The sequence below is a fragment of the Acinetobacter guerrae genome (genome assembly GCF_009372255.1).
GTDB lineage: Bacteria > Pseudomonadota > Gammaproteobacteria > Pseudomonadales > Moraxellaceae > Acinetobacter > Acinetobacter guerrae.
The window spans coordinates 313,156-336,623 of sequence record NZ_LXGN01000001.1; the positions used below are offsets into that span (position 1 = coordinate 313,156).

Annotated in this window: 29 protein-coding genes; 15 read left to right on the forward strand and 14 right to left on the reverse strand. The window is 38.2% G+C overall.

The features are described from left to right. Positions 1-115: 115 nt before the first annotated feature. A complete protein-coding gene (locus A7A69_RS01405; protein WP_152876041.1) occupies positions 116-559 on the reverse strand; it encodes a GNAT family N-acetyltransferase in 444 nt (147 codons plus the stop codon). 156 nt (positions 560-715) lie between these two features. Between A7A69_RS01405 and A7A69_RS01410 the strand changes: the two genes are divergently transcribed. The 8 genes from A7A69_RS01410 to A7A69_RS01445 all read left to right on the forward strand — a co-directional run bounded on the left by A7A69_RS01410 (position 716) and on the right by A7A69_RS01445 (position 6,411). Then, the gene (locus A7A69_RS01410; RefSeq protein ID WP_152876042.1) at positions 716-1,720 is read left to right on the forward strand and encodes an adenosine kinase; all 1,005 of its coding nucleotides are present in this window, start codon (positions 716-718) and stop codon (positions 1,718-1,720) included. A gap of 17 nt (positions 1,721-1,737) precedes the next feature. Next, complete coding sequence (locus A7A69_RS01415; RefSeq protein ID WP_171500761.1) at positions 1,738-2,046, forward strand: Rieske (2Fe-2S) protein; 309 nt, start codon at positions 1,738-1,740, stop codon at positions 2,044-2,046. 17 nt (positions 2,047-2,063) lie between these two features. After that, positions 2,064-2,675, forward strand: a complete 612-nt coding sequence (locus A7A69_RS01420) for an OB-fold-containig protein (protein WP_120370551.1) — start codon at positions 2,064-2,066, stop codon at positions 2,673-2,675. 395 nt (positions 2,676-3,070) lie between these two features. Continuing rightward, complete coding sequence (gene cydP / locus A7A69_RS01425) at positions 3,071-3,262, forward strand: cytochrome oxidase putative small subunit CydP (RefSeq protein ID WP_120370550.1); 192 nt, start codon at positions 3,071-3,073, stop codon at positions 3,260-3,262. Continuing rightward, positions 3,262-4,848, forward strand: a complete 1,587-nt coding sequence (locus tag A7A69_RS01430) for a cytochrome ubiquinol oxidase subunit I (RefSeq protein WP_120370549.1) — start codon at positions 3,262-3,264, stop codon at positions 4,846-4,848. The genes cydP and A7A69_RS01430 overlap by 1 nt, the downstream gene beginning before the upstream one ends. Further along, positions 4,845-5,990, forward strand: a complete 1,146-nt coding sequence (cydB, locus tag A7A69_RS01435; RefSeq protein WP_120370548.1) for a cytochrome d ubiquinol oxidase subunit II — start codon at positions 4,845-4,847, stop codon at positions 5,988-5,990. Before A7A69_RS01430 ends, cydB begins: the two co-directional genes overlap by 4 nt. A gap of 18 nt (positions 5,991-6,008) precedes the next feature. Further along, on the forward strand, positions 6,009-6,110 hold the full coding sequence (gene cydX / locus A7A69_RS01440; protein ID WP_000270276.1) for a cytochrome bd-I oxidase subunit CydX: 102 nt from the start codon (positions 6,009-6,011) through the stop codon (positions 6,108-6,110). Positions 6,111-6,114: 4 nt separating this feature from the next. Further along, a complete protein-coding gene (locus A7A69_RS01445; RefSeq protein ID WP_120370547.1) occupies positions 6,115-6,411 on the forward strand; it encodes a cyd operon YbgE family protein in 297 nt (98 codons plus the stop codon). Positions 6,412-6,470: 59 nt separating this feature from the next. On the opposite strand, the gene A7A69_RS01450 is transcribed toward A7A69_RS01445, so the two are convergent. The 3 genes from A7A69_RS01450 to ftsY all read right to left on the reverse strand — a co-directional run bounded on the left by A7A69_RS01450 (position 6,471) and on the right by ftsY (position 9,305). Continuing rightward, positions 6,471-7,154: a YccT family protein gene (locus tag A7A69_RS01450; RefSeq protein ID WP_152876044.1), complete on the reverse strand. Its 684-nt coding sequence runs from the start codon at positions 7,152-7,154 to the stop codon at positions 6,471-6,473. 229 nt (positions 7,155-7,383) lie between these two features. Then, positions 7,384-7,980, reverse strand: a complete 597-nt coding sequence (locus tag A7A69_RS01455; RefSeq protein WP_120370545.1) for a nitroreductase family protein — start codon at positions 7,978-7,980, stop codon at positions 7,384-7,386. A 191-nt stretch (positions 7,981-8,171) separates the two neighbouring features. Next, positions 8,172-9,305, reverse strand: a complete 1,134-nt coding sequence (ftsY, locus tag A7A69_RS01460; RefSeq protein WP_152876045.1) for a signal recognition particle-docking protein FtsY — start codon at positions 9,303-9,305, stop codon at positions 8,172-8,174. A gap of 241 nt (positions 9,306-9,546) precedes the next feature. Here ftsY and A7A69_RS01465 point away from each other — a divergent pair, with 241 nt between their 5' ends. Continuing rightward, a complete protein-coding gene (locus tag A7A69_RS01465) occupies positions 9,547-10,944 on the forward strand; it encodes a M16 family metallopeptidase (RefSeq protein ID WP_241675194.1) in 1,398 nt (465 codons plus the stop codon). A 10-nt stretch (positions 10,945-10,954) separates the two neighbouring features. Beyond that, complete coding sequence (locus tag A7A69_RS01470) at positions 10,955-12,466, forward strand: M16 family metallopeptidase (RefSeq protein ID WP_152876046.1); 1,512 nt, start codon at positions 10,955-10,957, stop codon at positions 12,464-12,466. Here the strand turns inward: A7A69_RS01470 and A7A69_RS01475 are convergent. Continuing rightward, positions 12,444-12,767 carry a hypothetical protein gene (locus tag A7A69_RS01475; protein ID WP_152876047.1) on the reverse strand — a complete coding sequence of 108 codons (324 nt, stop codon included), beginning with the start codon at positions 12,765-12,767 and terminating at the stop codon, positions 12,444-12,446. The two genes, A7A69_RS01470 and A7A69_RS01475, sit on opposite strands and share 23 nt — an antisense overlap. Before the next feature lie 117 nt (positions 12,768-12,884). Then, positions 12,885-13,244: a hypothetical protein gene (locus A7A69_RS01480; protein ID WP_120370541.1), complete on the reverse strand. Its 360-nt coding sequence runs from the start codon at positions 13,242-13,244 to the stop codon at positions 12,885-12,887. Between the two features lie 231 nt (positions 13,245-13,475). On the opposite strand from A7A69_RS01480, the gene A7A69_RS01485 reads away from it, so the two are divergent. From A7A69_RS01485 to A7A69_RS01495, 3 genes are all read left to right on the forward strand, one after another. Then, positions 13,476-13,709, forward strand: coding sequence for an SEL1-like repeat protein (locus tag A7A69_RS01485; protein ID WP_004989307.1), 234 nt, complete (start codon positions 13,476-13,478; stop codon positions 13,707-13,709). 127 nt (positions 13,710-13,836) lie between these two features. Continuing rightward, positions 13,837-14,214, forward strand: coding sequence for a DUF2750 domain-containing protein (locus tag A7A69_RS01490; protein WP_151980568.1), 378 nt, complete (start codon positions 13,837-13,839; stop codon positions 14,212-14,214). Between the two features lie 155 nt (positions 14,215-14,369). After that, positions 14,370-14,801: a CBS domain-containing protein gene (locus A7A69_RS01495; RefSeq protein WP_120370539.1), complete on the forward strand. Its 432-nt coding sequence runs from the start codon at positions 14,370-14,372 to the stop codon at positions 14,799-14,801. Between the two features lie 89 nt (positions 14,802-14,890). On the opposite strand, the gene A7A69_RS01500 is transcribed toward A7A69_RS01495, so the two are convergent. The 8 genes from A7A69_RS01500 to A7A69_RS01535 form a co-directional block, all read right to left on the reverse strand. Continuing rightward, positions 14,891-16,078 (reverse strand): vWA domain-containing protein, encoded by a 1,188-nt coding sequence (locus tag A7A69_RS01500; RefSeq protein WP_152876048.1) that lies wholly within the window; start codon positions 16,076-16,078, stop codon positions 14,891-14,893. Between the two features lie 12 nt (positions 16,079-16,090). After that, a complete protein-coding gene (locus A7A69_RS01505; RefSeq protein ID WP_152876049.1) occupies positions 16,091-16,942 on the reverse strand; it encodes an AAA family ATPase in 852 nt (283 codons plus the stop codon). Between the two features lie 22 nt (positions 16,943-16,964). Further along, positions 16,965-17,366 (reverse strand): hypothetical protein, encoded by a 402-nt coding sequence (locus tag A7A69_RS01510; protein WP_120370536.1) that lies wholly within the window; start codon positions 17,364-17,366, stop codon positions 16,965-16,967. Further along, on the reverse strand, positions 17,359-17,664 hold the full coding sequence (locus A7A69_RS01515) for a YcgL domain-containing protein (RefSeq protein ID WP_120370535.1): 306 nt from the start codon (positions 17,662-17,664) through the stop codon (positions 17,359-17,361). The genes A7A69_RS01510 and A7A69_RS01515 overlap by 8 nt, the downstream gene beginning before the upstream one ends. 111 nt (positions 17,665-17,775) lie before the next feature. Continuing rightward, positions 17,776-18,918 carry a ribonuclease D gene (locus A7A69_RS01520; RefSeq protein ID WP_120370534.1) on the reverse strand — a complete coding sequence of 381 codons (1,143 nt, stop codon included), beginning with the start codon at positions 18,916-18,918 and terminating at the stop codon, positions 17,776-17,778. A gap of 254 nt (positions 18,919-19,172) precedes the next feature. Continuing rightward, positions 19,173-19,769, reverse strand: coding sequence for a recombination mediator RecR (recR, locus tag A7A69_RS01525; protein WP_004988213.1), 597 nt, complete (start codon positions 19,767-19,769; stop codon positions 19,173-19,175). A gap of 24 nt (positions 19,770-19,793) precedes the next feature. After that, positions 19,794-20,123: a YbaB/EbfC family nucleoid-associated protein gene (locus A7A69_RS01530; protein WP_004988215.1), complete on the reverse strand. Its 330-nt coding sequence runs from the start codon at positions 20,121-20,123 to the stop codon at positions 19,794-19,796. A 34-nt stretch (positions 20,124-20,157) separates the two neighbouring features. Next, positions 20,158-21,348 (reverse strand): O-succinylhomoserine sulfhydrylase, encoded by a 1,191-nt coding sequence (locus tag A7A69_RS01535; RefSeq protein WP_152876050.1) that lies wholly within the window; start codon positions 21,346-21,348, stop codon positions 20,158-20,160. 143 nt (positions 21,349-21,491) lie between these two features. Between A7A69_RS01535 and A7A69_RS01540 the strand changes: the two genes are divergently transcribed. Then, positions 21,492-22,589: an alpha/beta fold hydrolase gene (locus tag A7A69_RS01540; RefSeq protein ID WP_241675199.1), complete on the forward strand. Its 1,098-nt coding sequence runs from the start codon at positions 21,492-21,494 to the stop codon at positions 22,587-22,589. A gap of 3 nt (positions 22,590-22,592) precedes the next feature. Beyond that, positions 22,593-23,465 (forward strand): NAD(P)-dependent oxidoreductase, encoded by an 873-nt coding sequence (locus A7A69_RS01545; protein ID WP_152876052.1) that lies wholly within the window; start codon positions 22,593-22,595, stop codon positions 23,463-23,465. Positions 23,466-23,468: the final 3 nt, after the last annotated feature.

Here is a 23,468-nt window from a genome sequence, read left to right on the forward strand (position 1 = left end):
GGTAGTTTTAATCTGACACAATTTCTTTGTTTTGCTATATTTTTGTGCATGTTTTAAAAAGATCATTAAAATTCAAACTATATTTTTACTCCTCATCAAATAACTGAGCAAATTTTTAAAAATTCAAAAGATTCTTTTGATAATTACTTTGCTCATCAACAAAAAAGCTATAGCCCATCTTTCTATAGAATTTAGCCGCATTTTCCGTATCTGTGTAAAGGTGTAAAACCTTAAAATAATTGTGGGCATAAGCTTCTACAGTCTCAAGCATCGCCTGACCAATACCTTGTTGGCGATATTCTGGATGTACATAAAAACGCCTTAAGCGACCAATCTGATCATCTTGCGAGAATGTATCTTGGTTTAAACCACATATTGCGACAAGTTGCTGATTCAAACGCGCTTCAAATAATGCTTCGCCAACACCTGAAAACTGATTTTTCCCCATTTCAAACTCATCATACAAACGCTTTAAGAAACGAAACTTCTCATGCACAGAATATTCAACTAATACATTGAAATCGCGGGGTAAATTTAAAATTTTATTGATAGTTAGCATATTTACCCCATCAATCTTAAATAAAAATTTAATGAAGTGGCTCAACTCAATCCATAACGGCTTATGTGCTGAACCAATGAAATTTATTCATCAAACTACAGCAAAACTGAACAATCGTGTAAACTGTGTGCTTTGATTTTTTATGTGAATACAATCATGGCAACTGTAGACCTTTTTGCAATTGGTAACGCGCTTATTGATCAAGAATTTAAAATCTCTGATGATTTTTTAGCCCAGCAAGGCTTGCAAAAAGGCACAATGCAGTTAACCGATGGTCCAACTCAAGCAGCATTATATCAAAATCTATTAGATTCTCAGGATTATAAAGGTCAAGCCAGTGGTGGATCTGCGGCAAACACCACGGTTGCTTTTAGTGCTTTAGGTAGTTCTGCATTTTATGCATGTCGTGTTGGCAATGATGAACTTGGGCAAATTTACCTTGATGGTTTAAATGATGCCGATATTCATACTTCAGAAAAATCAAAAACTGAAGGTGTTACAGGTACTTGTATGGTACTGATTAGTCCAGATACAGAACGCACCATGCATACGTATCTTGGGATTACCACTGAGCTATCTTCCGATCAAATCGATTATGAGCCATTAAAAAATGCGAAGTGGCTTTACATCGAAGGTTATTTATCAACCAGTCCTTCGGCTCGTTTAGCAGTAAAACAAGCACGTCAAATTGCACGCGAACATGGTGTAAAAATTGCATTATCACTTTCTGATCCTGCAATGGTTCAATATGCACGAGAAGGTCTGGAAGAATTAATTGATGACGGTGTCGATTTGCTTTTCTGTAATGAACAAGAAGCGCTCATGTATACAGAAACGCACACGCTTGATGACGCCTTTGCAAAATTGAAATTAAAAAATCATACCATTGTCATTACACAAAGTGCCCAAGGTGCTTCTGTATATTCTGCTAATACACATTTTCACTTGGGTGGACGTCGTGTCGAAGCAATTGATGCTAATGGTGCTGGCGACGCCTTTGCAGGTGCATTTTTATATGCGCTAAACCACAAAATGTCTCTTGAGGATGCAACGCAACTGGCAATTCTTATTTCCAGCGAAGTCGTAGCCCAATATGGCCCTCGTTTAGATATTGAAAAATATGCTAAACTTCTGAAAAATTTCCAAACTGAATGTGCATAATTATGGAAAAAATTTGCATGACCGAGGATATCCCTGAGCGTGAAGCGCGTTCTTATGAGACATCTCAGGGAGATACTATTTTTATTACACAACGCGATGGTGGATTTTTTGCCTACCAAAATATCTGCCCCCACCTACAAGTGGAGCTTGAATTTCTGGAAAATCAATTTCTCGATCAAGATCAGGAATTTATCCAATGTTCAACACATGGCGCATTGTTTAATGTAGAAACTGGTGAATGTATTTCTGGGCCTTGTTTGGGTGATTTTTTAACCAAAATTGAAATTCAGGTACACTCAGATGGCGGAATTTACTTAACAGAATAATATCTCGGGTTTTTGCCATGTCAGAATTTTTTTTCAACTATGACTTGATGCCTTTTCATTTAAGTGTGGTTGCCTTAATTCTGTTAAGCATGGCAGAAACGATTGGAATATATATCGGCATACGACCTAGTGCGATAATACGAAAAATTTCTCCAAACTGGTTAGTTTATTCGCCCTTGCTTAATGTCAAATTTTCAAAAGTTCTTATTTTAGTTTTTTTACTAATCAATTTTAGTTTTGCTGGTTATTTTTTACAGTTGGCTTTTTTTGCCAAGCAACATAGCTTTGTTTCTCCCTTTTATCTTATTCTGCCTGCTTTCATTATTGCTATATTTTTCACTGTGTTCATGATTCACTGTCTGGATCAAGTGATTAAACCACAGCTTGAACATCATAACACTAGCCTGCTTGGAAGGCTTGCAACAATTTCTAGCGGCAATGCTCGCCCTGGTTTTTCGGCTCAAGCACGCATTCGTGACGAATTTGGTCAAATTCACTATGTTCAAGTCGAACCAGAGTTTGGTGAATTAGAATTTCGTTCACAGGTGATTCTAATCCGATTTAAACAAACACACTACATCGCCAAAAAAATTGCGGTTTCAAATCACTTATTTACACCTCAACAATAATCATGTATATATTTTAATCAATTCAATAAAAAAACTCGCATAGGATAATTCAAACCCAAAGAGTAAATTATAAAATTAATATTATATTGTGAAAAATGAAAAATCATTATAATCCGACGATATTAGTTGGTTATTTAATTTCGTCAAAAAATTAATTATTAGCATTTTAGTCGGATTTAAAACTTTAAATACAACCAATTTAGTCAGGTTTATTAAACCTTAAATACAAGTGTTTTAATATACTTTAATTTATTTTATATATTGAAATAAATTTTCAACAAGACATTGATTTAAAACAATTTAATAATATATTTTTATTTTAAGTGTTTTTATTGTTTATTTTTTTATTTATGTCATTAATAATATACATTATCCAACCATATAGGCTTATATATATGAGCTTAATGAAAAAAGATTTTAATCAACGTCTAGTCAAAGAAATTACCATCATATTAATAATTAAGATTGTAATTTTACTGACGATTAAACATATCTGGTTTGATGCCCCAACCATCCCTAAAAATTTTGACAATCAAGTTGCCGAGCGTATCGCTGGCACAAATTCCCAAATCAAGGAGACACGTTGATGATTTCTGAAAGCGTGGTCGATCTTTCGCGGTTCCAGTTCGCTATGACCGCAATGTATCACTTCATTTTTGTTCCACTGACTTTAGGATTGGCTTTTCTTCTTGCCATTATGGAAACGACATATGTCATTTCTGGTAAGGAAATTTATAAAGACATGACCAAATTCTGGGGAAAACTGTTCGGTATCAACTTCGCTTTAGGTGTAACCACAGGACTGACCATGGAATTCCAGTTTGGTACAAACTGGGCTTACTATTCTCATTATGTAGGTGACATTTTTGGTGCGCCATTGGCAATTGAAGGCTTAATGGCTTTCTTCCTAGAATCGACTTTTATTGGTTTATTCTTCTTTGGTTGGGATCGTCTATCCAAAGTACAGCATCTCGGTGTCACATGGTTAGTTGCCATTGGCTCAAATATGTCAGCCCTTTGGATTTTGGTTGCAAATGGTTGGATGCAAAACCCTGTTGGTGCTGCATTTAATTATGAAACCATGCGTATGGAACTCACAGATTTTGGCGCATTAATTTTTAATCCTGTTGCTCAGGTAAAATTTGTACATACTGTTTCTGCAGGTTATGTGACTGGTGCAATTTTTGTGTTGGCTATTTCCAGTTATTATTTATTAAAAAAACGTGATCTACCCTTTGCGCGTCGCTCTTTTGCGATTGCAGCAGTTTTCGGTTTAGCTTCTACATTATCTGTTATTTTACTTGGTGATGAATCAGGCTATGAGTTAGGTGATGTTCAAAAAGCAAAACTTGCCGCCATTGAGTCTGAATGGGAAACTCAACCAGCTCCTGCGAGTTTTACACTATTTGGTATTCCAAATCAGCAAGAAATGCGAACTGACTATGCGATTAAAATCCCTTATGCACTGGGCTTAATTGCAACACGTTCAGTTGATAAGCAAGTAACTGGTATCACCGACTTGATGAAAGAGCATGAGCTACGTATTCGTAATGGTATGGTGGCTTATAGTGAACTTGAAAAACTTCGTGCTGGTGACAAATCTCCAGAACTGCTCAACTCATTTAAAGAAAACCAGAAAGATTTAGGCTACGGTTTATTATTGAAAAAATATACCGAAAATGTCACTGATGCGACTGAAGCAAATATTCAATCTGCTGTTAAAGACAGTATTCCTAATGTGACTGCGCTGTTCTTCACTTTCCGTATCATGGTCGCTTGTGGTTTCCTTATGTTGTTGCTATTTATCTTAGCAGCATGGTCAGTAGCCAAACGTAATGCCGAAGAAAAACCATGGTTACTTAAATTTGCATTATTTGCTTTACCCTTACCATGGATTGCAGCTCAAACTGGCTGGTATGTTGCCGAAGGTGGACGCCAACCGTGGACAATTGGTGAGGTTTTACCAACACACTTATCTGCTTCTAGCTTAAGTACAGGCGATGTCTGGGGTTCAATCATTGCACTTGCCGCGTTCTACACCGTACTGCTCATTATTGAAATGTACTTGATGATCAAGTTTGCACGTTTGGGGCCAAGCTCACTTCATACTGGTAAATACCATTTTGAAAAACAAGAAAACTCAAATATGGTCGCTGGGGAGACTCAATCATGATCGAATATGAACTCTTAAAAATTATCTGGTGGATCTTGGTCGGGGTTCTTCTGATTGGACTTGCCCTAACTGATGGTTTTGACATGGGTGCTATGATTCTCATGCCTTTCGTGGGTAAAACTGATAGCGAACGTCGTGTAGCAATCAATACCATCGCCCCCCACTGGGATGGTAACCAAGTCTGGTTAATTACTGCTGGTGGTGCCATTTTTGCCGCATGGCCAATGGTATATGCTGTTGCCTTCTCTGGTATGTATTGGGCCTTATTGCTCGTTCTATTTGGACTTTTTCTAAGACCTGTTGGTTTTGACTATCGATCTAAACTTGAAAATACCAAATGGCGTAATTCATGGGACTGGGGCTTATGTATTGGTAGCTTTGTTCCTGCTTTAGTGTTCGGTGTAGCATTTGGTAATATGCTTGTAGGTGTGCCTTTTAGTCTGGATGAAACTGTGCGCTCTCATTATGAAGGTAGTTTCTTTGCATTACTGAATCCATTCTCAGTTGTATGCGGATTAGTCAGCGTCACAATGCTTTGTGCGCATGGTGGAGCATGGCTAATGCTACGTACAGACGGAGATTTACATCGTCGTGCGGCTAAAGCAACTCAAATTATGGCGATTATATATCTGGTGTGCTTTATTGCAGCAGGTGCTTGGCTGTATTTTGGCAATATAGAAGGCTATTCGATTGTTCAACCATTCGATACTAACGGCGTTGCCAATCCTTTGGCAAAAGAGGTCGTTACTAACAATAATCATGGCTGGTTAAATAACTATAGCTTATACCCAATTACCATGATTGCACCTATTTTAGGTATTCTCGGTGGTTTGATTGCTGTATTTGCATCTAGCAAAAATAAAGCGGGTTTCAGCTTTATGGGTTCGGCTTTGGCTGTTGTAGGAACAATTCTAACCGCTGGTTTCGCATTATTTCCATTCTTAATGCCATCTAGCATCAATCCTGTTTCAAGCCTTACAATGTGGGATGCAGTTTCAAGCCATAAAACATTGGGGGTAATGACTGTGGCTGCATGCATTTTTGTTCCGATTGTATTAAGTTATACATGCTGGTGCTACTATAAAATGTGGGGTGTCATTACCAATAAAGACATTCAAGCTAATTCACATAGTTTGTACTAAGGTAACGAGGAGAAATATATGTGGTATTTCGCATGGATTCTTGGAATATTGATGGCTTGTTTTGCAGGTGTTCTGAGTGCACTTTATATTGAGCATCATCAAAATTTAGATGAGGAATAACATCATGGTAGAAGCAGTGACAACAGTAAAAAGAAGTAAAACGCAGACAATTGCGATGGTCATTTCATTTTTGTTGGCATTGCCACTTGCAGCCGTTTTATTAGTTCATCCTGCTATGATGCTAGATGCAAATGGACATTATAATCATAGTGTCCTTATGTTAGTTATGTTGGGGATTTCAGGCGGCTTTATTCATGGTGTTGGTTACATTCCCCAGTTCTGGTTATGGAAATGGTTATTTAGCCCTTATATCGCATGGCCACTGATGTTAATTGGCTATTATTTATGGTTTGTTAAATAGCTACCCTTATAAAAAACCTCCAAAATTTTGGAGGTTTTTTTATAATTATTTTTAAAGAATTAATTCGACTGTCCAGCTAACCAAGTCATAAATTTTTGGCGTTCTGTTTTTGAAGATTTTTGCCATAATTCAACCAATTGTTGATCATTAGTTTTCACTGTATTACTCGACGAAGCCACTACAACAGTAGCAGGAACACTTGCTGTTTCTTTAACTGTCACGGCTTGAGTTGTATATACTGGCGCAGGCTGATTTGCAGATGCGGATTTAGTTTGAGTTAAATCATATGCCTTACCAAAAAGCCCTCTGTTAAACCATGGTTTAGCTTCTGTATTTGCACCTGTTTGTTGAACGAGTAGTTGATGATTGGCATTATAAAGTGCAATTGTTGGTTGCTCTGCATATTTTTTTGCATCTTCAAAATTTGTGGGTGCGTTTACTACATCCAGTTTATAACTTGCACCGTCTTTTAAAGGCGGCGTTTTTAACGTTACTATTCCAGATTTTACAATATCGTGTTCACCATCTAAATGCTGAAAAAATTCTTGATAACGAACACTGATACTGATTTCACCTGCATCAACTTTATAATCATTTTCTTTTTGACGTAATAAACCTGAATTCACCTCTTGGTCATTGACCGCAAGTATCACGATTTCCTCTGGAGCAGTAATCGTGGCAGCAGCAAATACAGAGCTACTTAAACATAAACTTAATGCAGCTAGGGTGAATTTTAAAGTCATTGTCGGATTTCTCTATTCGTTTTTTAAATCATGAGCACTATGCAGTGCAGTTATGACAATTTTATGACAAATATTTCAAGAATTTTACTAAGTTATTCAATTTTTTAATGATATTTAAATCAAGAAAAGAGAAATTATTTCATTTAATTATTTATTTCTCTACAAATATTGGCACATAAAAAAAGAGCGCGTAAAACGCACTCTTGATTTTAAAGAAGATACTTCAAACTTAATTGAAAATCTTAAAGCGCTCATCATCGCTCATAAAATCTTTATCGCCCGCTTCTGCTTCAATTGATCCAAATACCAACTGGGCACGAAGTTTCCAATTATGCGGAATATCAAAAGTTTCTGCGACTTCATCATCAACAATTGGGTTGTAGTGCTGAAGTGATGCACCAACATTATGCTCTGCTAACGCAGTCCATGCCGCAAATTGCGCAATTGCAGTTGAATGTTCAGACCAAACTGGGAAGTTATCAGCATAAAGTGCGAATTGCTCTTGTAAACCTTTGATAACAGCTTCATCTTCATAAAATAACGCCGTACCAAAACCTGCAGAAAAGCTATCAAGCTTGCCACTCGTTGCAGCAAAAGCAGCTTCAGGAACAATCTTTCTTAATGTTTCACGAACAATTTCCCAAAATTTATGATGAGAATCACCGAACAGAATGACAACACGTGAAGACTGTGAGTTAAATGAAGATGGGCTGTGTTTTACTGCATCTTTAATGATCTTCTCAATCTCACTTTGTTCTAATGCAACATTTTTCCCGATTGCATAGATACTGCGACGATTTTTAATTTTATCTAAAAACGATGTCATTTGTTATGTCCTGTGTGCATTTGACCCTAGAGGTCGTGATCTGGAATGAGTACAAGTCTATGCAACTCTTATGGCGTATTCATTACTAATTTTATTACATACTGTTTTATTTTTAGAACAGTTAAATGATTTAATTCACAATCAGAACAAAAAACTCCACTTGATGTGGAGTTTGATAAACTTAAATTCAGTTATTTATCTGTTTCAAACAATGCAGCGACAAAAGATTTTGCAGAAAATGGACGCAAGTCATCAATTTTTTCACCAACACCAATAAAACGAATAGGCACATGAGTCCGGCTTGCGATATTAAATAGTACACCGCCTTTAGCAGTACCATCCAGTTTGGTAATGGTAATACCTGTTAAGCCAACCGCCTGATCAAACTCTTGAACCTGATTAATAGCATTTTGCCCAGTTCCAGCATCGACAACGAGCATAATTTCATGCGGTGCAGTGGCATCAATTTTCTGCATTACGCGCTTCACTTTCTTAAGTTCTTCCATTAGGTTACTTTTGTTATGCAAACGACCTGCGGTATCGGCAATCAGGACATCAATCCCTTTCGCGCGCGCACTTTCAAAAGCGTCAAAAATCACAGATGCACTGTCTGCGCCATGTCCTTGTGCCACTACTGAGATGTTATTGCGTTCGCCCCAGATTTGTAATTGTTCAGTTGCCGCCGCACGGAATGTATCTCCTGCTGCCAACATGACTTTCTTACCTTCGCCTTGTAAACGTTTTGCCAGTTTACCAATTGTGGTGGTTTTGCCCACACCATTTACGCCCACCATAAGGATCACATATGGTGTTTTATTAGGATCGATATGTAATGGTTTTACACGCGGTGCAAGCAAGGCAACCAGTTCTTCCTGTAGAGCCTTGTAAAGTGAATGTGAATAAATTAGATCGCCACGCGCTGTACGTTCAGTCAGATTGGTAATAATGGTTTTAGTCGCATCCACCCCAATATCAGACACCAATAATTGCTCTTCGACTTCTTCTAAAAGCTCATCATCAATCTCTTTCCCCCCAATCAGGATATTCACCATCCCATCTGCCAAATTACGGCGTGTCTTGGTTAATCCATCCTTCATACGGCTAAAGAAGCCACTTTGGGATTGGGATTCGCCAGAGTTTGGAGCAGTATCTTGAAGATCAGAAGTTTCAGATTCAACAGCAACAGGTAAAGCGGATTCTTGAGTCTTTACAGTTTCATCAATAATTGGAACATTGACGGCAGGTAAATTTGGTAATGTGACATCGTCGTCCCCAATGTCAGCATCAATCAAGAATTTATTTTGCATATTCGATTGCTGTTGCATACCGATTCCCTTGAAAAGCAGCGGGTTAAAAAGAGAGATTTTAGCACAGATTCGCTGTATTACCTGACCTTATTCAGTCTGCTTTTGTACCACGCTTAAGCTTCAAGCCTAAAGTCCGATTCATCTTCTTGATCATGATGTATTTCAAAAAGATATTTATATTGGATATTAATCATCTTCACTAAAACACAACAGGATATTCTTGAGTTTAAACGCTATTTTTTTAAGAATAGATTGAAATATGAGAATCACCTATGGACGGCTTGTGCTCAAATCGTTGCTTCAACATTTTAAATTCGTCTTTTTATCTTGCTCTTTTTCTTTTCTCACTTTTACTGTGAGCCATGCAGAAACACAAAGCCAACTTGCGCGCACAACTTTTGAAACCACGCTGACCAATGGTTTAAAAGTCATTATTCGTGAAGATCATCGTGCTCCCATTGCTCTTACTCAAATCTGGTATTCAGTCGGTAGTAGTGATGAATCAGGCAATATTTTAGGTGTGTCACATGCGCTTGAACATATGATGTTTAAAGGAACTACAAAAGTTCCTGATAATGAATTCACTCGCCTAAGCCGTATCTATGGAGGTCGAGTCAATGCCGCGACCTCTAGCAATTATACAAATTATTATCAGCTTTATCCGAATGCTTATTTACCAATGGCTCTTGAGCTTGAGGCAGATCGTATGACCAATTTGGTATTACGTCAAAACGATTTTTTGACTGAAATGAATGTTGTGATGGATGAACGGCGACAACGTACCGATGATAATCCACGTGCGCTTGCGTTTGAACGGTTTAAATGGCTGGCTTACCCCAGCAGTCATGCACGACAACCTGTAATTGGTTATATGAAAAATCTGCAAAACATTCAGCTAGACGATCTGAAAAATTGGTACAAAACATGGTATAGCCCAAATCATGCTACCTTGGTGATTATTGGTGATGTAGATGCAGAGACTACGCTAAAACACGTCCAAAAATATTTCGGACATATCCCCAAACAAATCTCAACAGAGCGTAATGACGTGCTTGAATTTGATCGTGTCGGTTATCGACACATGGAGGTTGAATTGCCTGTGCATGTGCCTAATTTGTATATGGCATGGAATGTTCGCTCAATTAAAACCGCTAAAAATCCACAAGATGCCTATGCTCTTACGATTATTCAAGCACTTTTGGATGGTCATATTTCTTCTCGTTTGCAACAGCGCCTAGTGCGTGACAAAAAAATTCTAAGTTCAATTAGTGTAAATTATGATCCATATAATCGTGGTGATAGTTTATTTACCATTACAGCTTTGCCTGCGGATGGTGTAAGCCTCGCTTCCGCTCAAGATACCATTCAAAAAGAAATCGACATACTTAAAACAGAACTGATTGAACCCGTCGAACTAGAACGTGTCACCAATAATTTTGTCTCTAACCTGATCTACAGCCAAGACGATATTATTGGTCAGGCACAGATGATCGGTTTACTTGAAGTGAATGGTCTAAGCTATCGACTAGTAGATGATTTACCCGAACATTATCAAACCGTTACACCACAGGATATACAACGTGTTGCCAATGCTTACTTTGTAAAAAGCAATCTAACCACTTTATATTTAGAACCAGAACAAACTCAGGGAAAATAAAGGAATCAGCATGAAAAAGTCGCTTTTAATGATACTGAGCAGTTCCCTCATCACTTTTCCAGTTTTTGCAGATATTGTGGATCAAAATATCCTTGAGCAAAATGATTCCTCACAATTAAAATCTGTTTCACAACTTAGCAGCTTAAAAAATATTTTAAAAAGACAGACCGAACAAGCTCCCTACGTGCATGACTTAAAAAATGCATATCAAGTAAGAACATTATTTGTAGAATCACAAGCCCTTCCTATTGTCGATATACAACTTACATTTAATGCAGGATCTGCGCGTGATGAAAGTATAGGAAAAGGTTTGTTTGGCATTGCCAATATGGCTGCCAACCTCATGACTGAAGGTACGGAAAACTATAGTACTGCACAAATTGCCAATCAGTTTGAACAACTCGGCGCACAGTTTAATGTCAAAGCGTATCGAGATATGTTCGTCGTTCGTCTACGAGTGATGTCAGATCCACAAAAACTTGAATCTGCAATCAATCTTATGCTTGAAGTACTCAACCACGCAACATTTACGCCTTCTAGTTTGAATCTTGTCTTTAGTAATACACAAGTGGGACAACGCCAGTTACAGGAAAATCCAAATCGTTTAATAGATATCAAACTTTACCGTACTTTATATGGAACACATCCATACGCGCAGCCCATTACTGGAACCAATGCCAGTATTCGCAAGATTACCCCAGCATTACTCAAACAGTTTCGTGAGCAATTCCTCGTTGCTCAAAACATGAATATCGCGATAACGGGGCAACTTAACACACAACAAGCGAGTGACCTGAGCATAAAAATTATGCAATCGCTTCCACAAGGTCATCCTGCTCCAGCCCTTCCTCTACCAGAGCCACAACGTGGCTTTAACATCCAGCATATTCCTTATCAATCTACCCAAGCCTATGTCACGATGGGGCATTTGGGAATAAGTCGAAATGATCCAGATCAGCTTGCACTTGAACTCGCCAATCAAATGCTAGGTGGTTCAGGGTTTAACTCACTACTCATGAAAGAACTTCGAGTCAAGCGTGGTTTTACTTATGGTGCATACAGCGCATTTAGCCTGACGCAAACTGATGGTATTTTCAGCTTGAATTACTCAACCAAACAAGATCAGCTTATGGAAAGTATTCAGGTTGCACATAAAACTTTAATTAATTTTGTAAAACAACCTATTGATAAAAAACAACTTGAAGAAACAAGAAGCGGTATGCTGCGTGCTTTTCCCATGAGTTTTAGCAGTAATGCCAATATTAATGCTCAACTCGGTTCCATTGGATTCTATGGATTACCTGCGGATTATTTGTCTAAATACCCAGAACAACTGAGAAAACTTACCGCTCTGGATGTACAACAAGCGATCAGAAAACATATATATCCTGAAAATTTAACGGTTATTGTTGCTAGTGAGAAATTAGAAAAAGAAAAATTATTGCAAAACCTTAAAGACAATCTGTCTCCTCCACAGCCTGTAGAGATTGATCCAGAAACTATTCATCCTCTAACGCCATAGCAGGATAATGACGTGCTTTAGAGTTTTCAAACTGATACGCCCGCATCAACTTAAAATATTCAGCTCGATTAACCGACTGGTTATTTAACAACTGATGCGCCATTTTCTGCGTTTCAGGATTGTTGGCCATGTGAGATAAATTTACAATAATTTGATATTGGGGTGTAGAAATAGGACGCTGTAATGCAATAAAAGCCAATACCAACATCGCGATAATAATGACCGCGACTATAATATTGTAAATGCGCTCTAATTTGATTTGATTTCCTAATTTTAGAAAATTTTGTTTTGATATGAGCATACCTTACCTCGAATGAACGTAGTGTATGGCTCATTTGCTTCGTACACAAGTCAAAGTGCCTAATTCTCCAGAAGAATAGAACATTAGGCACTCTAAAATCACCAAATTTGAAAAAAATTAACTCATTAAGGCGCGAACAAATGCGAAATATAAGATGAAAGCAATAATTGCCAAAACAATCAAAATGGCAAAATAACTTAAACCCGTTTCTGCATCTGCGGGATGCAAATCTTCCTCATCAGCAAGACGCAATAATTCGCCATCATACACTCGGTAAAACCACGCCTTTAATTGTGGATCGAGTTGTCTGGTAAAATCATAAACACGTTTACGCTGTGCCAGACAATAATCCCCCAAGTGGATCTCTTGATGAAAAATTGCTTCGTCCAATTGCTTACGGTGGTACTGCGCTAAAGCAATGATTTGAGATTCATCTGGCGGAACTTCAAAGTTGAAACCATCTATCGTTGTTAGCATGTTCTTCTCCTTGTCATGTCATATTTAATTGTTATATTGATTTTACTAAAAAATATTTTTGTTTAATGTTTAATCATGTAAGCTTGCAATTCGGGAGTTACACCCCATCTAATACTTGACTTATCACGCTTATTGTAATATTAGTTTAACAATCAACTGCTAAAATTAGTTTTGCAAGGCAAGTAAGCCGAGTTGATGTGATCATAATTACAACTATAAGGAGTTTTTAATATGATTCAACAAATTTCCCATCATGACTTAGAGCATGTGTACGCATCTGCGGTAAATACAATTCAATCACAGATGAACTTTCAAGATGCAGTGAAACAACTTGAAGATGCAGCACGTGCAGGACACGGTAAAGCAGCAATGTTTCTGGCTGAACTTTACTATCAAGGCTTTCGTGTAGAACGAGATTCATTGAAAGCACAATACTGGCAACGAATGGCCACCATGCAAGCATAATAAAACGTCACTTAGGTGGCGTTTTTTAATGCCCTTGAAAAACTTTATTACGATTTAAAGCAAAGTTGTAACTGAAATTTAGTATTCATTTTTTATAATCAATACGAGTTTAAATCGCAGCAAACCCATGAAAACTTATACACAGCTACATCCTGTATCTAAAGACTTGATAATTAAAATTTCTATTTTAAAAACTATGATGTATTGCGGCACACTTTGGGGTTTATATCATCAAGGATGGGCAATTAAATCTGATCAAGATGATTTTATTTTCCCTTTTTGGCTAAATGGTGTACAGGCACATCGTTATGCCAAAAAACACTGGCCAAATTATGTTCCAAAGAAAATTACGCCTAAAGATTTTCAAGAATCTCTATTACCTACGCTAACGCGTCTCAATGTTACACCTGCCCTATTTAATTCGAATCATCGCAAATTTAAACTTTCTACGCAGCAAATGCGCCATTTTTTCTTTGCGCCTGTATCGACTTTAAAAATTGCATAATTTTCTTTGTATTGGGTCTTGAACAATAAGACCCAATACATAAGCCAATCTCTTTGGCAAAATATTATCCATTTATACTTTCAAAGGCTTTGCATTTTCATAAAATCGCGCTAAGTTAAATTAAAACGATAAAACTAGCCAGAGGGACATAAAAGATGACAAACGTTGCTCAAGTTATACAAGATAAAGCTGAACAAGCTATTTATACTGTTTCACCAGACGCAACCGTACTTGAAGCAATTTCGATCATGGCAGACAAAGGGATTGGGGCATTGGTTGTCACACAAAATGAAGAAGTGGTCGGAATTTTGTCTGAACGCGATTACACGCGTAAAGTTGCACTGATGGAACGTTCTTCTTATGACACCATTGTTCATGAAATCATGACACCAAAGGTCTTAACCATCACGCGTTCAAACACCGTTGAAGAATGTTTACAGCTGATGACAGATCGACATTTACGTCATTTACCTGTGGTTGAAGATAATAAATTGGTCGGCCTCATTTCGATTGGCGACTTGGTAAAAGCAGCTATGCAAGATCAGAAGAATTTAATTGATCAATTACAGCAGTATATTTCAGGTTAAATAAAAAAAGGCATCTTGATCAGATGCCTTTTTTCAGTGTATTCGCAATACAGCTCTTAATTAATTAAACTGGTTTAACCAGTTAAGCATTAACGCGAAAGATACCGCGTTAAATCTTCTATACCTTTTAAAGTCATTGGATACATGTGGTTATCAAAAATTTGCTTAATTAAGCTTATCGTCTGCGTATAGTGCCAATATCCTTCTTCTTCAGGATTAAGCCACGCTGTTTTATCAAAATGCTGACGTAATCGGCGCAACCAAATTTCCCCCGCTTCATCATTCATATATTCTACTGAACCTCCAACTGAACGAAGTTCATAAGGTGCCATACTGGCATCTCCAACAATGATCACACGATAATCACGTCCATATTTATGAAATAAATCCCATGTTTCCAGACGGCTTGCTTGTCTACGGTGATTATCTTTCCAGACATAATCATATAAGCAATTGTGAAAGTAGAAATATTCAAGCGTTTTAAATTCAGTTTTGGCAGCACTAAATAGTTTTTCACACTGCGCGATATAAGAGTCCATCGATCCTCCCACATCAAACAGCATTAAAACTTTAATACGATTACGTCGTTCAGGAACTAACTGTACATCTAGTATGCCTTGTTTCGCTGTTTCACGAATCGTACCATCTACATCAAGTTCTTCTGCTGCACCCTGACGCGCGAACTTGCGTAAGCGACGTAAAGCCAATTGCATTTGTCGCGTTCCCAAAATCTGATCATCATCCAGATTTTGATATTTACGTTGTTCCCAGACTTTTACTGCTGAACGCTTGCGTTCTGGCCCGCCAATCCGAACCCCTTCAGGATGATCTCCAAATGCGCCAAAGGGTGATGTTCCACCCGTGCCAATCATTCGATTGCCACCCTGATGTTTTTTATGCTGTTCCCGTAAACGTTCTTCCAGCATTTTCATCAACTCTTCAAGAGAGCCTGCTTTTTGTAAAGCCTCTCTTTGTTCAGGAGTCAGATGTTTTTCAAGCAGTTCTAAATCTAGCCAATCTTTTGGAATCTTCTGAACTTGTTTAAGCAACTCATCCAGATCAAAGGTTTCTATACCTTCAAAATAGTCCTTGATGGCACGATCAAATTTATCAAAAAAACGCTCATCTTTAACCAAAATAGTTTTGGCAAGCTGATAAAACTCGTCCTGATCTGCAAACACCAACCCTTCGGCAACGGCTTGATTTAAATCAATCAATTCACGCGTGGTAACTGGAACGCCATATTTTCTTAAGGTATAAAATAGCCGCACAAACATAAGCGACCATCCTTAACGACGTGTCATAAAGGCAAGGCGTTCTAGTAATTGCACATCTTGTTCATTTTTAATCAGCGCTCCATACAACGGCGGAATGGCCTTCGATTTATCATGATTACGCAATACATCTTCTGGCATATCATCAGCCATAAGCAAACTTAACCAATCGATCAATTCAGAAGTCGATGGTGGTTTTTTTAGGTTTGGCACCTGACGTAACTTAAAGAAAACTTGTAATGCTTCACTGACCAATGTTGTTGAAATATTCGGAAAATGTACCGCAATAATTTCACGCATTGTGGCTTCATCAGGAAATTCAATATAGTGAAAGAAGCAACGACGCAAGAATGCATCAGGTAATTCTTTTTCATTATTTGAAGTAATAATGACAATCGGGCGCTGAATAGCTGTAATGGTTTCCCCTGTTTCATAAACATAGAATGACATTTTATCCAGTTCATGTAACAAGTCATTTGGAAACTCAATATCTGCTTTATCAATTTCATCAATCAATAAAACGCAACGTTCCTCACTGGTAAATGCTTCCCACAACTTTCCAGGTTTAATATAATTTTTGATGTCATAAACCCGATCATCACCAAGCTGACTGTCACGTAGGCGCGATACAGCATCGTATTCGTACAAACCCTGCTGTGCTTTAGTGGTCGATTTAATATGCCAAGTAATCAGCTTTAGCCCCAGACTTTCAGCGACTTGCTCTGCAAGTAATGTTTTGCCTGTACCTGGTTCGCCTTTTACCAATAATGGCTTTTGTAAAGCTCTTGCTGCTTTTACAGCAAGTTTCAAGCTATCCGTTGCGATATATTGGTCTGTACCTGAGAAATGTTGTGAATCAACCGCCATGTTTTAACCTTTATTTTTTTACTTAAATGGGTGCGCGACTTTCATTGGAAGTAAGCTTGTTCATGCGATATTTTGACCACAAATAACCAATCACCAGACCCACCCCAATCACCAAAAGAATAAGCGATGTATTCGCCCACACCAAAGGTTGCTCTTTAGTTAAAATACCAAATAGCACCCCGAAAATGGCAGGTGCGATTTCAGCATTTGCACCATCGGAAACAGTTGGTGTAGCTAAAATTGCAAATAGAACAATCCAACTTATCCCACCAAGGAGATGAGGAAGCCGTTTCGCCACTCCATACCAACACCATAAGACAATAATAGTTCCCACGACATACACAGTCACGGCAATACTATCTTCTGGAACTGAATCAAGTGAGGATAATAGACTGTTCCAAATTGCAGCTAGTTGCTCAAGCACCTCTTAACCCCTCTGGTTCATCAGTTGGATTGATAAATCCTTCTGGTGGCATTTGAATAAAGAAACCAGTGGTCTGTAGTGAATCCATCACATGTAACACATTTACACGCGCAAGTTTACGTGACTGAGAAAGTTCAAGATGCATGACAAATGTTGGTCGACCAAAGGCCTGACAAATACTTTCAGGAACATTTTCTAACGGATCTTTCCCTTCTGTATCATCATTTGGATAGTCTGGACGGGCAATATAAATGTACATTTCATCTTTTTTGCTCGATCTATAAATATCACAGTGCATATTTAACTTAACTCTCATCACTTATTAAAAAGCATACATCAAAAAATTGGTTGGAACATTAGCGAATCGTAACCCATCAGTCGTCATGAAAAGTCACTTTGCTATCAGAGTTTATCGCTCTACCTGCATTTGGGTCATCAAAAAACTTTCATCTTCACGCAAAATTTGAATCAAAGGCTGAGTTAATCGTTCATAACGCCATCCCAGTAAATACTTTGGTAAATCCTGTTCATCACCATGAAAAACAACATGTTGATAAAGTGCATTCATCCATTTTTTACGCAATAAGACTTCTTTGGGAATTTCAGTTGTATCAACAATATCTTGGATCAAATGTTGCATTTTTGCGCTGACATTTTCCGAACATTGTTTAATCGGTCGCGCCAAACGTAACGGCCACTCATTTTCTGGAGGAAGAAATTTCAATAAATCCAGAATAGTTTTGCCATGCTCACGGATCACATGAGGACGCATCTCTTTGATCTGAGAAAGCTGAAAATTATTTTTAGGATTTTTTTCAACCAGATCAATCATGGTTGAGTTCCTTAAAATAAAACTTCTTGGCTGATTGAGCGCTTTAATGAGTTGCTCACGCCAGACGCTTAATTGTTGTAGCTGCATTAGCTGTTTACGCGAATGACGATAATTTCCAATATCTGTATAAAGTAAATGTACAGGTGTTTCCTGCGCAATTTCTTTGGTCAAGCTTTGACAATCTTCAAGTACATAGTCGTACTGATTTTTCTGTTGTAATTGTTGCTTAAGCTGCTCTGAAAGCCTTAACAAATAAATGACATCATTGGCTGCATAATTCAGTTGCTCAGTCGTTAAAGGTCGAGCCAGCCAGTCTGAACGTGTCTGATCTTTGTCAATTTCAATATCTAAAATTAATTTCAGGGCATTTTGATAGCTGACTTGCAAACCATGTCCTAAAAAGGACAAAGCAACCTGTGTATCAAACACATTGTTTAACGTATCCTGCTGTGCATAGTGATAAATTAGATCAATATCCTCACCACAGGCATGGAAAATATTTTGCTTGGCAAGATACAGCTTTTTCCAAAAGGGAGCTAAATCTAACGCGGCCCCATCCAGCAAATAAATTTGCCCATTCACATTAATCTGAAATACACCCAACTTCGGCCAAAGCGTATCTACTTTAATAAATTCGGTGTCCAAAGCATAAACTGGATATTGATCCATTTGTTGGAGGACTTGAGCAAAATCATCTTGCTGCTGAATAAAATGAAACATGTTTTCTCGATTTAACAACTAGCGCAGTTAACTGCGTCTGTATATATAACACTACAATCTTGGAATTTTCTACCTAAAGCGCTATTAATGCTTTAATTTTTGAACAAAATCATCAGTATATTTTTTTATTGCGCTACACTTCATTTTACTTCCCAAATAAAAATTTATTTTTTTCATAGGATTATAAAAAACGATTATTTTCAAAGTAGACATTGCTTCAGGTTTAAGTTGTTAACGTATGAAACAAGGATGCCTCATTTCATACGCATACGATTATGCACAGCTTGACTCAAAGTATGACTATCGACATATTCCAACTCACCACCTTGCGGCACGCCTTGTGCAATACGCGTCATATTGAGCGGTAAATGTTTGGTGGCTTCTACCAGATAATGCGCCGTTGCCTGCCCTTCTACTGTCGCATTGGTCGCCAAAATTACTTCTTCAATCTGCCCTTCACTTAGACGCTGAATCAGATAAGGAATGCCAATTTCTTCAGGACCAATGCCATCAAGGGGAGATAAATGTCCACCCAATACATGGTATTTCCCACGAAAACTACCGCTTTGCTCAATTGCCATGACATCGGCAGGAGATTCAACCACACACAACAATTGTTGATCACGATCATTTGAAAGGCAAATATCGCAAATTTCATTTTCAGTCAGAGAATGACATATTTTACATTCATGAATATGTGAAGATGCCTCATGTAGTGCATGCGCTAGACCAAAAGCACCTTCACGATTTTTCATAAGTAAATGTAATGCCATACGTTGAGCCGATTTCGGCCCAACGCTTGGTAAAACTCGTAATGCTTGAACAAGTTGTTCAAATCGATCACTAAACACAGATATTCCTCTGATAAAATTGGCTTAGAACATACCTGCTAAGCCAGGTGGTAGCCCCATACCTGAGTTTGCACTTTTCATTTTCTCATCCGCAACCAATTCTGCCTGACGTACTGCATCATTCACTGCCGCAGCAATTAAGTCTTCAATCATATCTGGTTCGTCTTGAAGTAAATCGGGACTAATTTCAACGCGTTTAACCACAAAACGACCTGTCATGGTCACTTTAACCAAACCACCGCCTGCTTCTGCTTTAACCTCAGTATTAGCCAACTCTTCTTTTGCCTTTTTGGCATTGGCTTCCATGTCTTTTTGCATGCGTTGTGCTTGCTGCATGAGCATATTAATGTTCATAAATTTTTCTCCAAAAGATTTAAAACTAATAAGTTCAAATTAAAGCTAAACCACGTTCAATATCGCGAATAATATCTGAAATATCTTCAATTCCTACAGAAACTCGAATTAAGCCTTCCTGTATGCCTGCTGCCTGCTTTGCTTCAGGTGACAATTTACCATGAGTCGTCGTGGCAGGATGGGTTATCGTCGATTTTACATCACCAAGATTACCCGTAATCGAGATAAACTGAGTATTATCGATGACTTTCCACGCACCTTCACGACCGCCTTTTACTATGAAAGAGACAATACCACCAAAGCCATTTTGTTGTTTGGCTGCACGCTCATGACCAATATGTTCAGGCAAACCCGCATAATACACTTTTTCAACTTTGTCGTGCTGATTAAGCCATTCAGCAAGCTGTTGCGCATTTTCACAATGTGCTTTCATTCTTAAACGTAAAGTTTCCAGACCTTTTAAGAACACCCAAGCATTAAATGGACTCATCGATGGACCCAGTGTACGCACCACACCAAATACTTCTTCTAGTAACTTATGATTGCCTGTAACTGCACCACCTAAAGCTCGACCCTGTCCATCCAGATATTTAGTGGCCGAATATACAACTAAATCTGCACCGAGTTTTAGAGGTTGCTGTAAAACAGGCGTACAAAAACTGTTATCTACCACTAACATTGCATTTTGAGCATGTGCAATGTCGGCCAACACTGGAATGTCGGCAATTTCAGCCAAAGGGTTTGATGGTGATTCAATAAATAAAATTTTGGTTTCTGGGCGCATCGCATTTTTCCACGCATCCAGATCATTTAAATCGACAAAGGTGACATCAACACCAAACTTTGCGATATATTTTTCAAATAATGCAACGATTGAACCAAAAACAGCACGAGAACAAATGACATGATCACCTGCTTTTAAGAAAGCCATGCAAACAGACAAAATGGCCCCCATACCAGAACTCGTCGCAACTGCACGTTCAGCTCCATCCATTGCTGCAAGACGTTTTTCGAACATAGCAACAGTTGGATTGGTAAAACGAGAATAGATATTTCCCGCGACTTCGCCAGAAAACTTTGCAGCTGCTTCTGCTGCATTTTCATATACGAAAGACGAGGTCAGAAAAATTGGCTCGGCATGTTCGCCTTCAAAGCTGCGAGTATGTCCTGTACGGATCGCCAGCGTATCTAACTGGTATTCTAATTCATCGTTTTGGCTATGCATTGCTTTGTTCTCAGTCAAAAGACCGCTCAAGTGGAAAAACTGCCAACATTTTGAGCTTCTACGGTATTTAAGGTCAAGGTAAAAGATAAAATTATCGCTTAGACTTCATCCAAACTTTTTTGGATCTGAGAAATATGCAAAGAATGGAGTCGTTCAAATCACTTATCCATCATCAGCAAATCAAACTCAAACATCTTTCAGCACGTCTATTTAATGAAGAGTCTCTTGTTTTATCGCAAACTGCGCCTTATCAGGTTATTGCGGAATTTGATCAAACTCGGATTCGTTATTATGCAGCAGCCGATAAATCTTATAAAGAACCCTTAGTTTTTGTTGCACCTCTGGCAATTAATATGGCGATTTATGATCTTTATCCTTATCGCTCACTCATTCAATACTTTCAAAATCACGGTTTCGATGTCTATCTGATTGATTGGGGACGTTTAACTTATGAGGATCGACATCTCAACTTTTTATCTTTTGTGAGTAAAGCACTGCCTGAATATATTCAAGTGATTCGTAAACATTCTCAAAGTGATGAAATTTCTCTACATGGCTGGAGTATGGCTGGCATTTTTGTGTTGTTATACAGTGCGCTCAATCAGCCAAATTACGTTAAAAATTTGATTGTTTTAGGAAGTCCGATTGATAGTTACGCGTCTGGTCGCATTGGTAAACTTTATCAGTTTATGCATAAAACCATTAATCGAAACAAAAAACTACAGTCCCGAATTTATAATGGACTACCAAAACGACTGATTCATACCCCCGGTATTTTAAATGCATTGGGTTTTAAAATCCTTGATCCGAAAGGTTGGATTGATGGTCATATACAACTTTTAAAAAATCTTGAAAATAAAAAATTGGTGCAGGAACATGCCACACTTGGTAATTTCCTAAACAATATGATCGACTATCCGGGTGGAATTAATCAGGACATGCTCTTTAATGTCTGGTTACAGAACCCATTGAAAAAAGGGGCTATTCGCCTGAAGGATCAAATTATTGATCTAAAAAACATTCAATCTTCTTTATTGATTGGCGCAGGTCGTAGTGATCAATTAGTAACAGCAGATGCAGTAAAACCGCTGACCCAATTGACAAATAGTCCCGATGTCACGTTTACTCTAATTCCCGGCGGACACTTAGGGCTTATGTCCAGTCAGTCCAGTTCCGAAGAGTTTTGGCCAATGTTTAAAGATTGGCTCGCACAACGTTCAACACGGATAAAAAAAGAGTAGATTATGGTTCAATCAGTTGCATTTCTTGGTCTTGGCGCGATGGGTTATCGTATGGCATCGCATTTACCTAAACATTTCGATACCGTTTATGTCTGGAATCGAAATATGGATAAAGCCAAACAACATGCAGCTACATATGGAACTCAAGCGATTGATTTAGCTCAGGCTGTACAGGCAGATATCATTTTTTCATGTTTACCAACCAGTGCTGATGTCGAACATTTAATCAATAGTATCCAATTAAAATCAGGTAGCATTTGGGTAGATTGTACCAGTGGTGTGCCTGATTCAGCTCGTAAATTATCGACTGAGCTTAAACAGCAGAATGTGGACTTTCTCGATGCGCCTGTAAGTGGACAAACCATTGGCGCAGATAATGCAACATTGACGGTTATGGTGGGTGGAGATCAGGCTGCTTTTGAACGTGCTTATCCTGCTATTGAAGCTTTTGGTAAACTTATTAAACATGTTGGCTCATCAGGTGCAGGTTTTGCAGTCAAAGCAGTAAATAACATGCTACTTGCAGTCAATTTATGGTCTGTTGCTGAAGGATTTACCACCCTAAAAGCGCATGGCGTCAACCTAACAGAAGCATTAGACTGCATCAATGCTTCAAGTGGCAAAAGCGGCGTAACGGAAACTGTTTTACCACAACGTATTTTGAATCGTAGTTTTCCTGTGACTTTTGGATTGCCACTACTCGCTAAAGATACTGGTATTGCACTTGATCTGGTTCGTGATGCCAACTTACCAGCCCCTGTGATTGCTTTAGTCCAGAGTCTAATACAAGCTGCCAGCCTTACTGCTGAAGAAAACAGTGACTTTTCTGCTGCCATAAAAATGTATGAATCATGGAGTAAAATAACAATTGAGTAATGA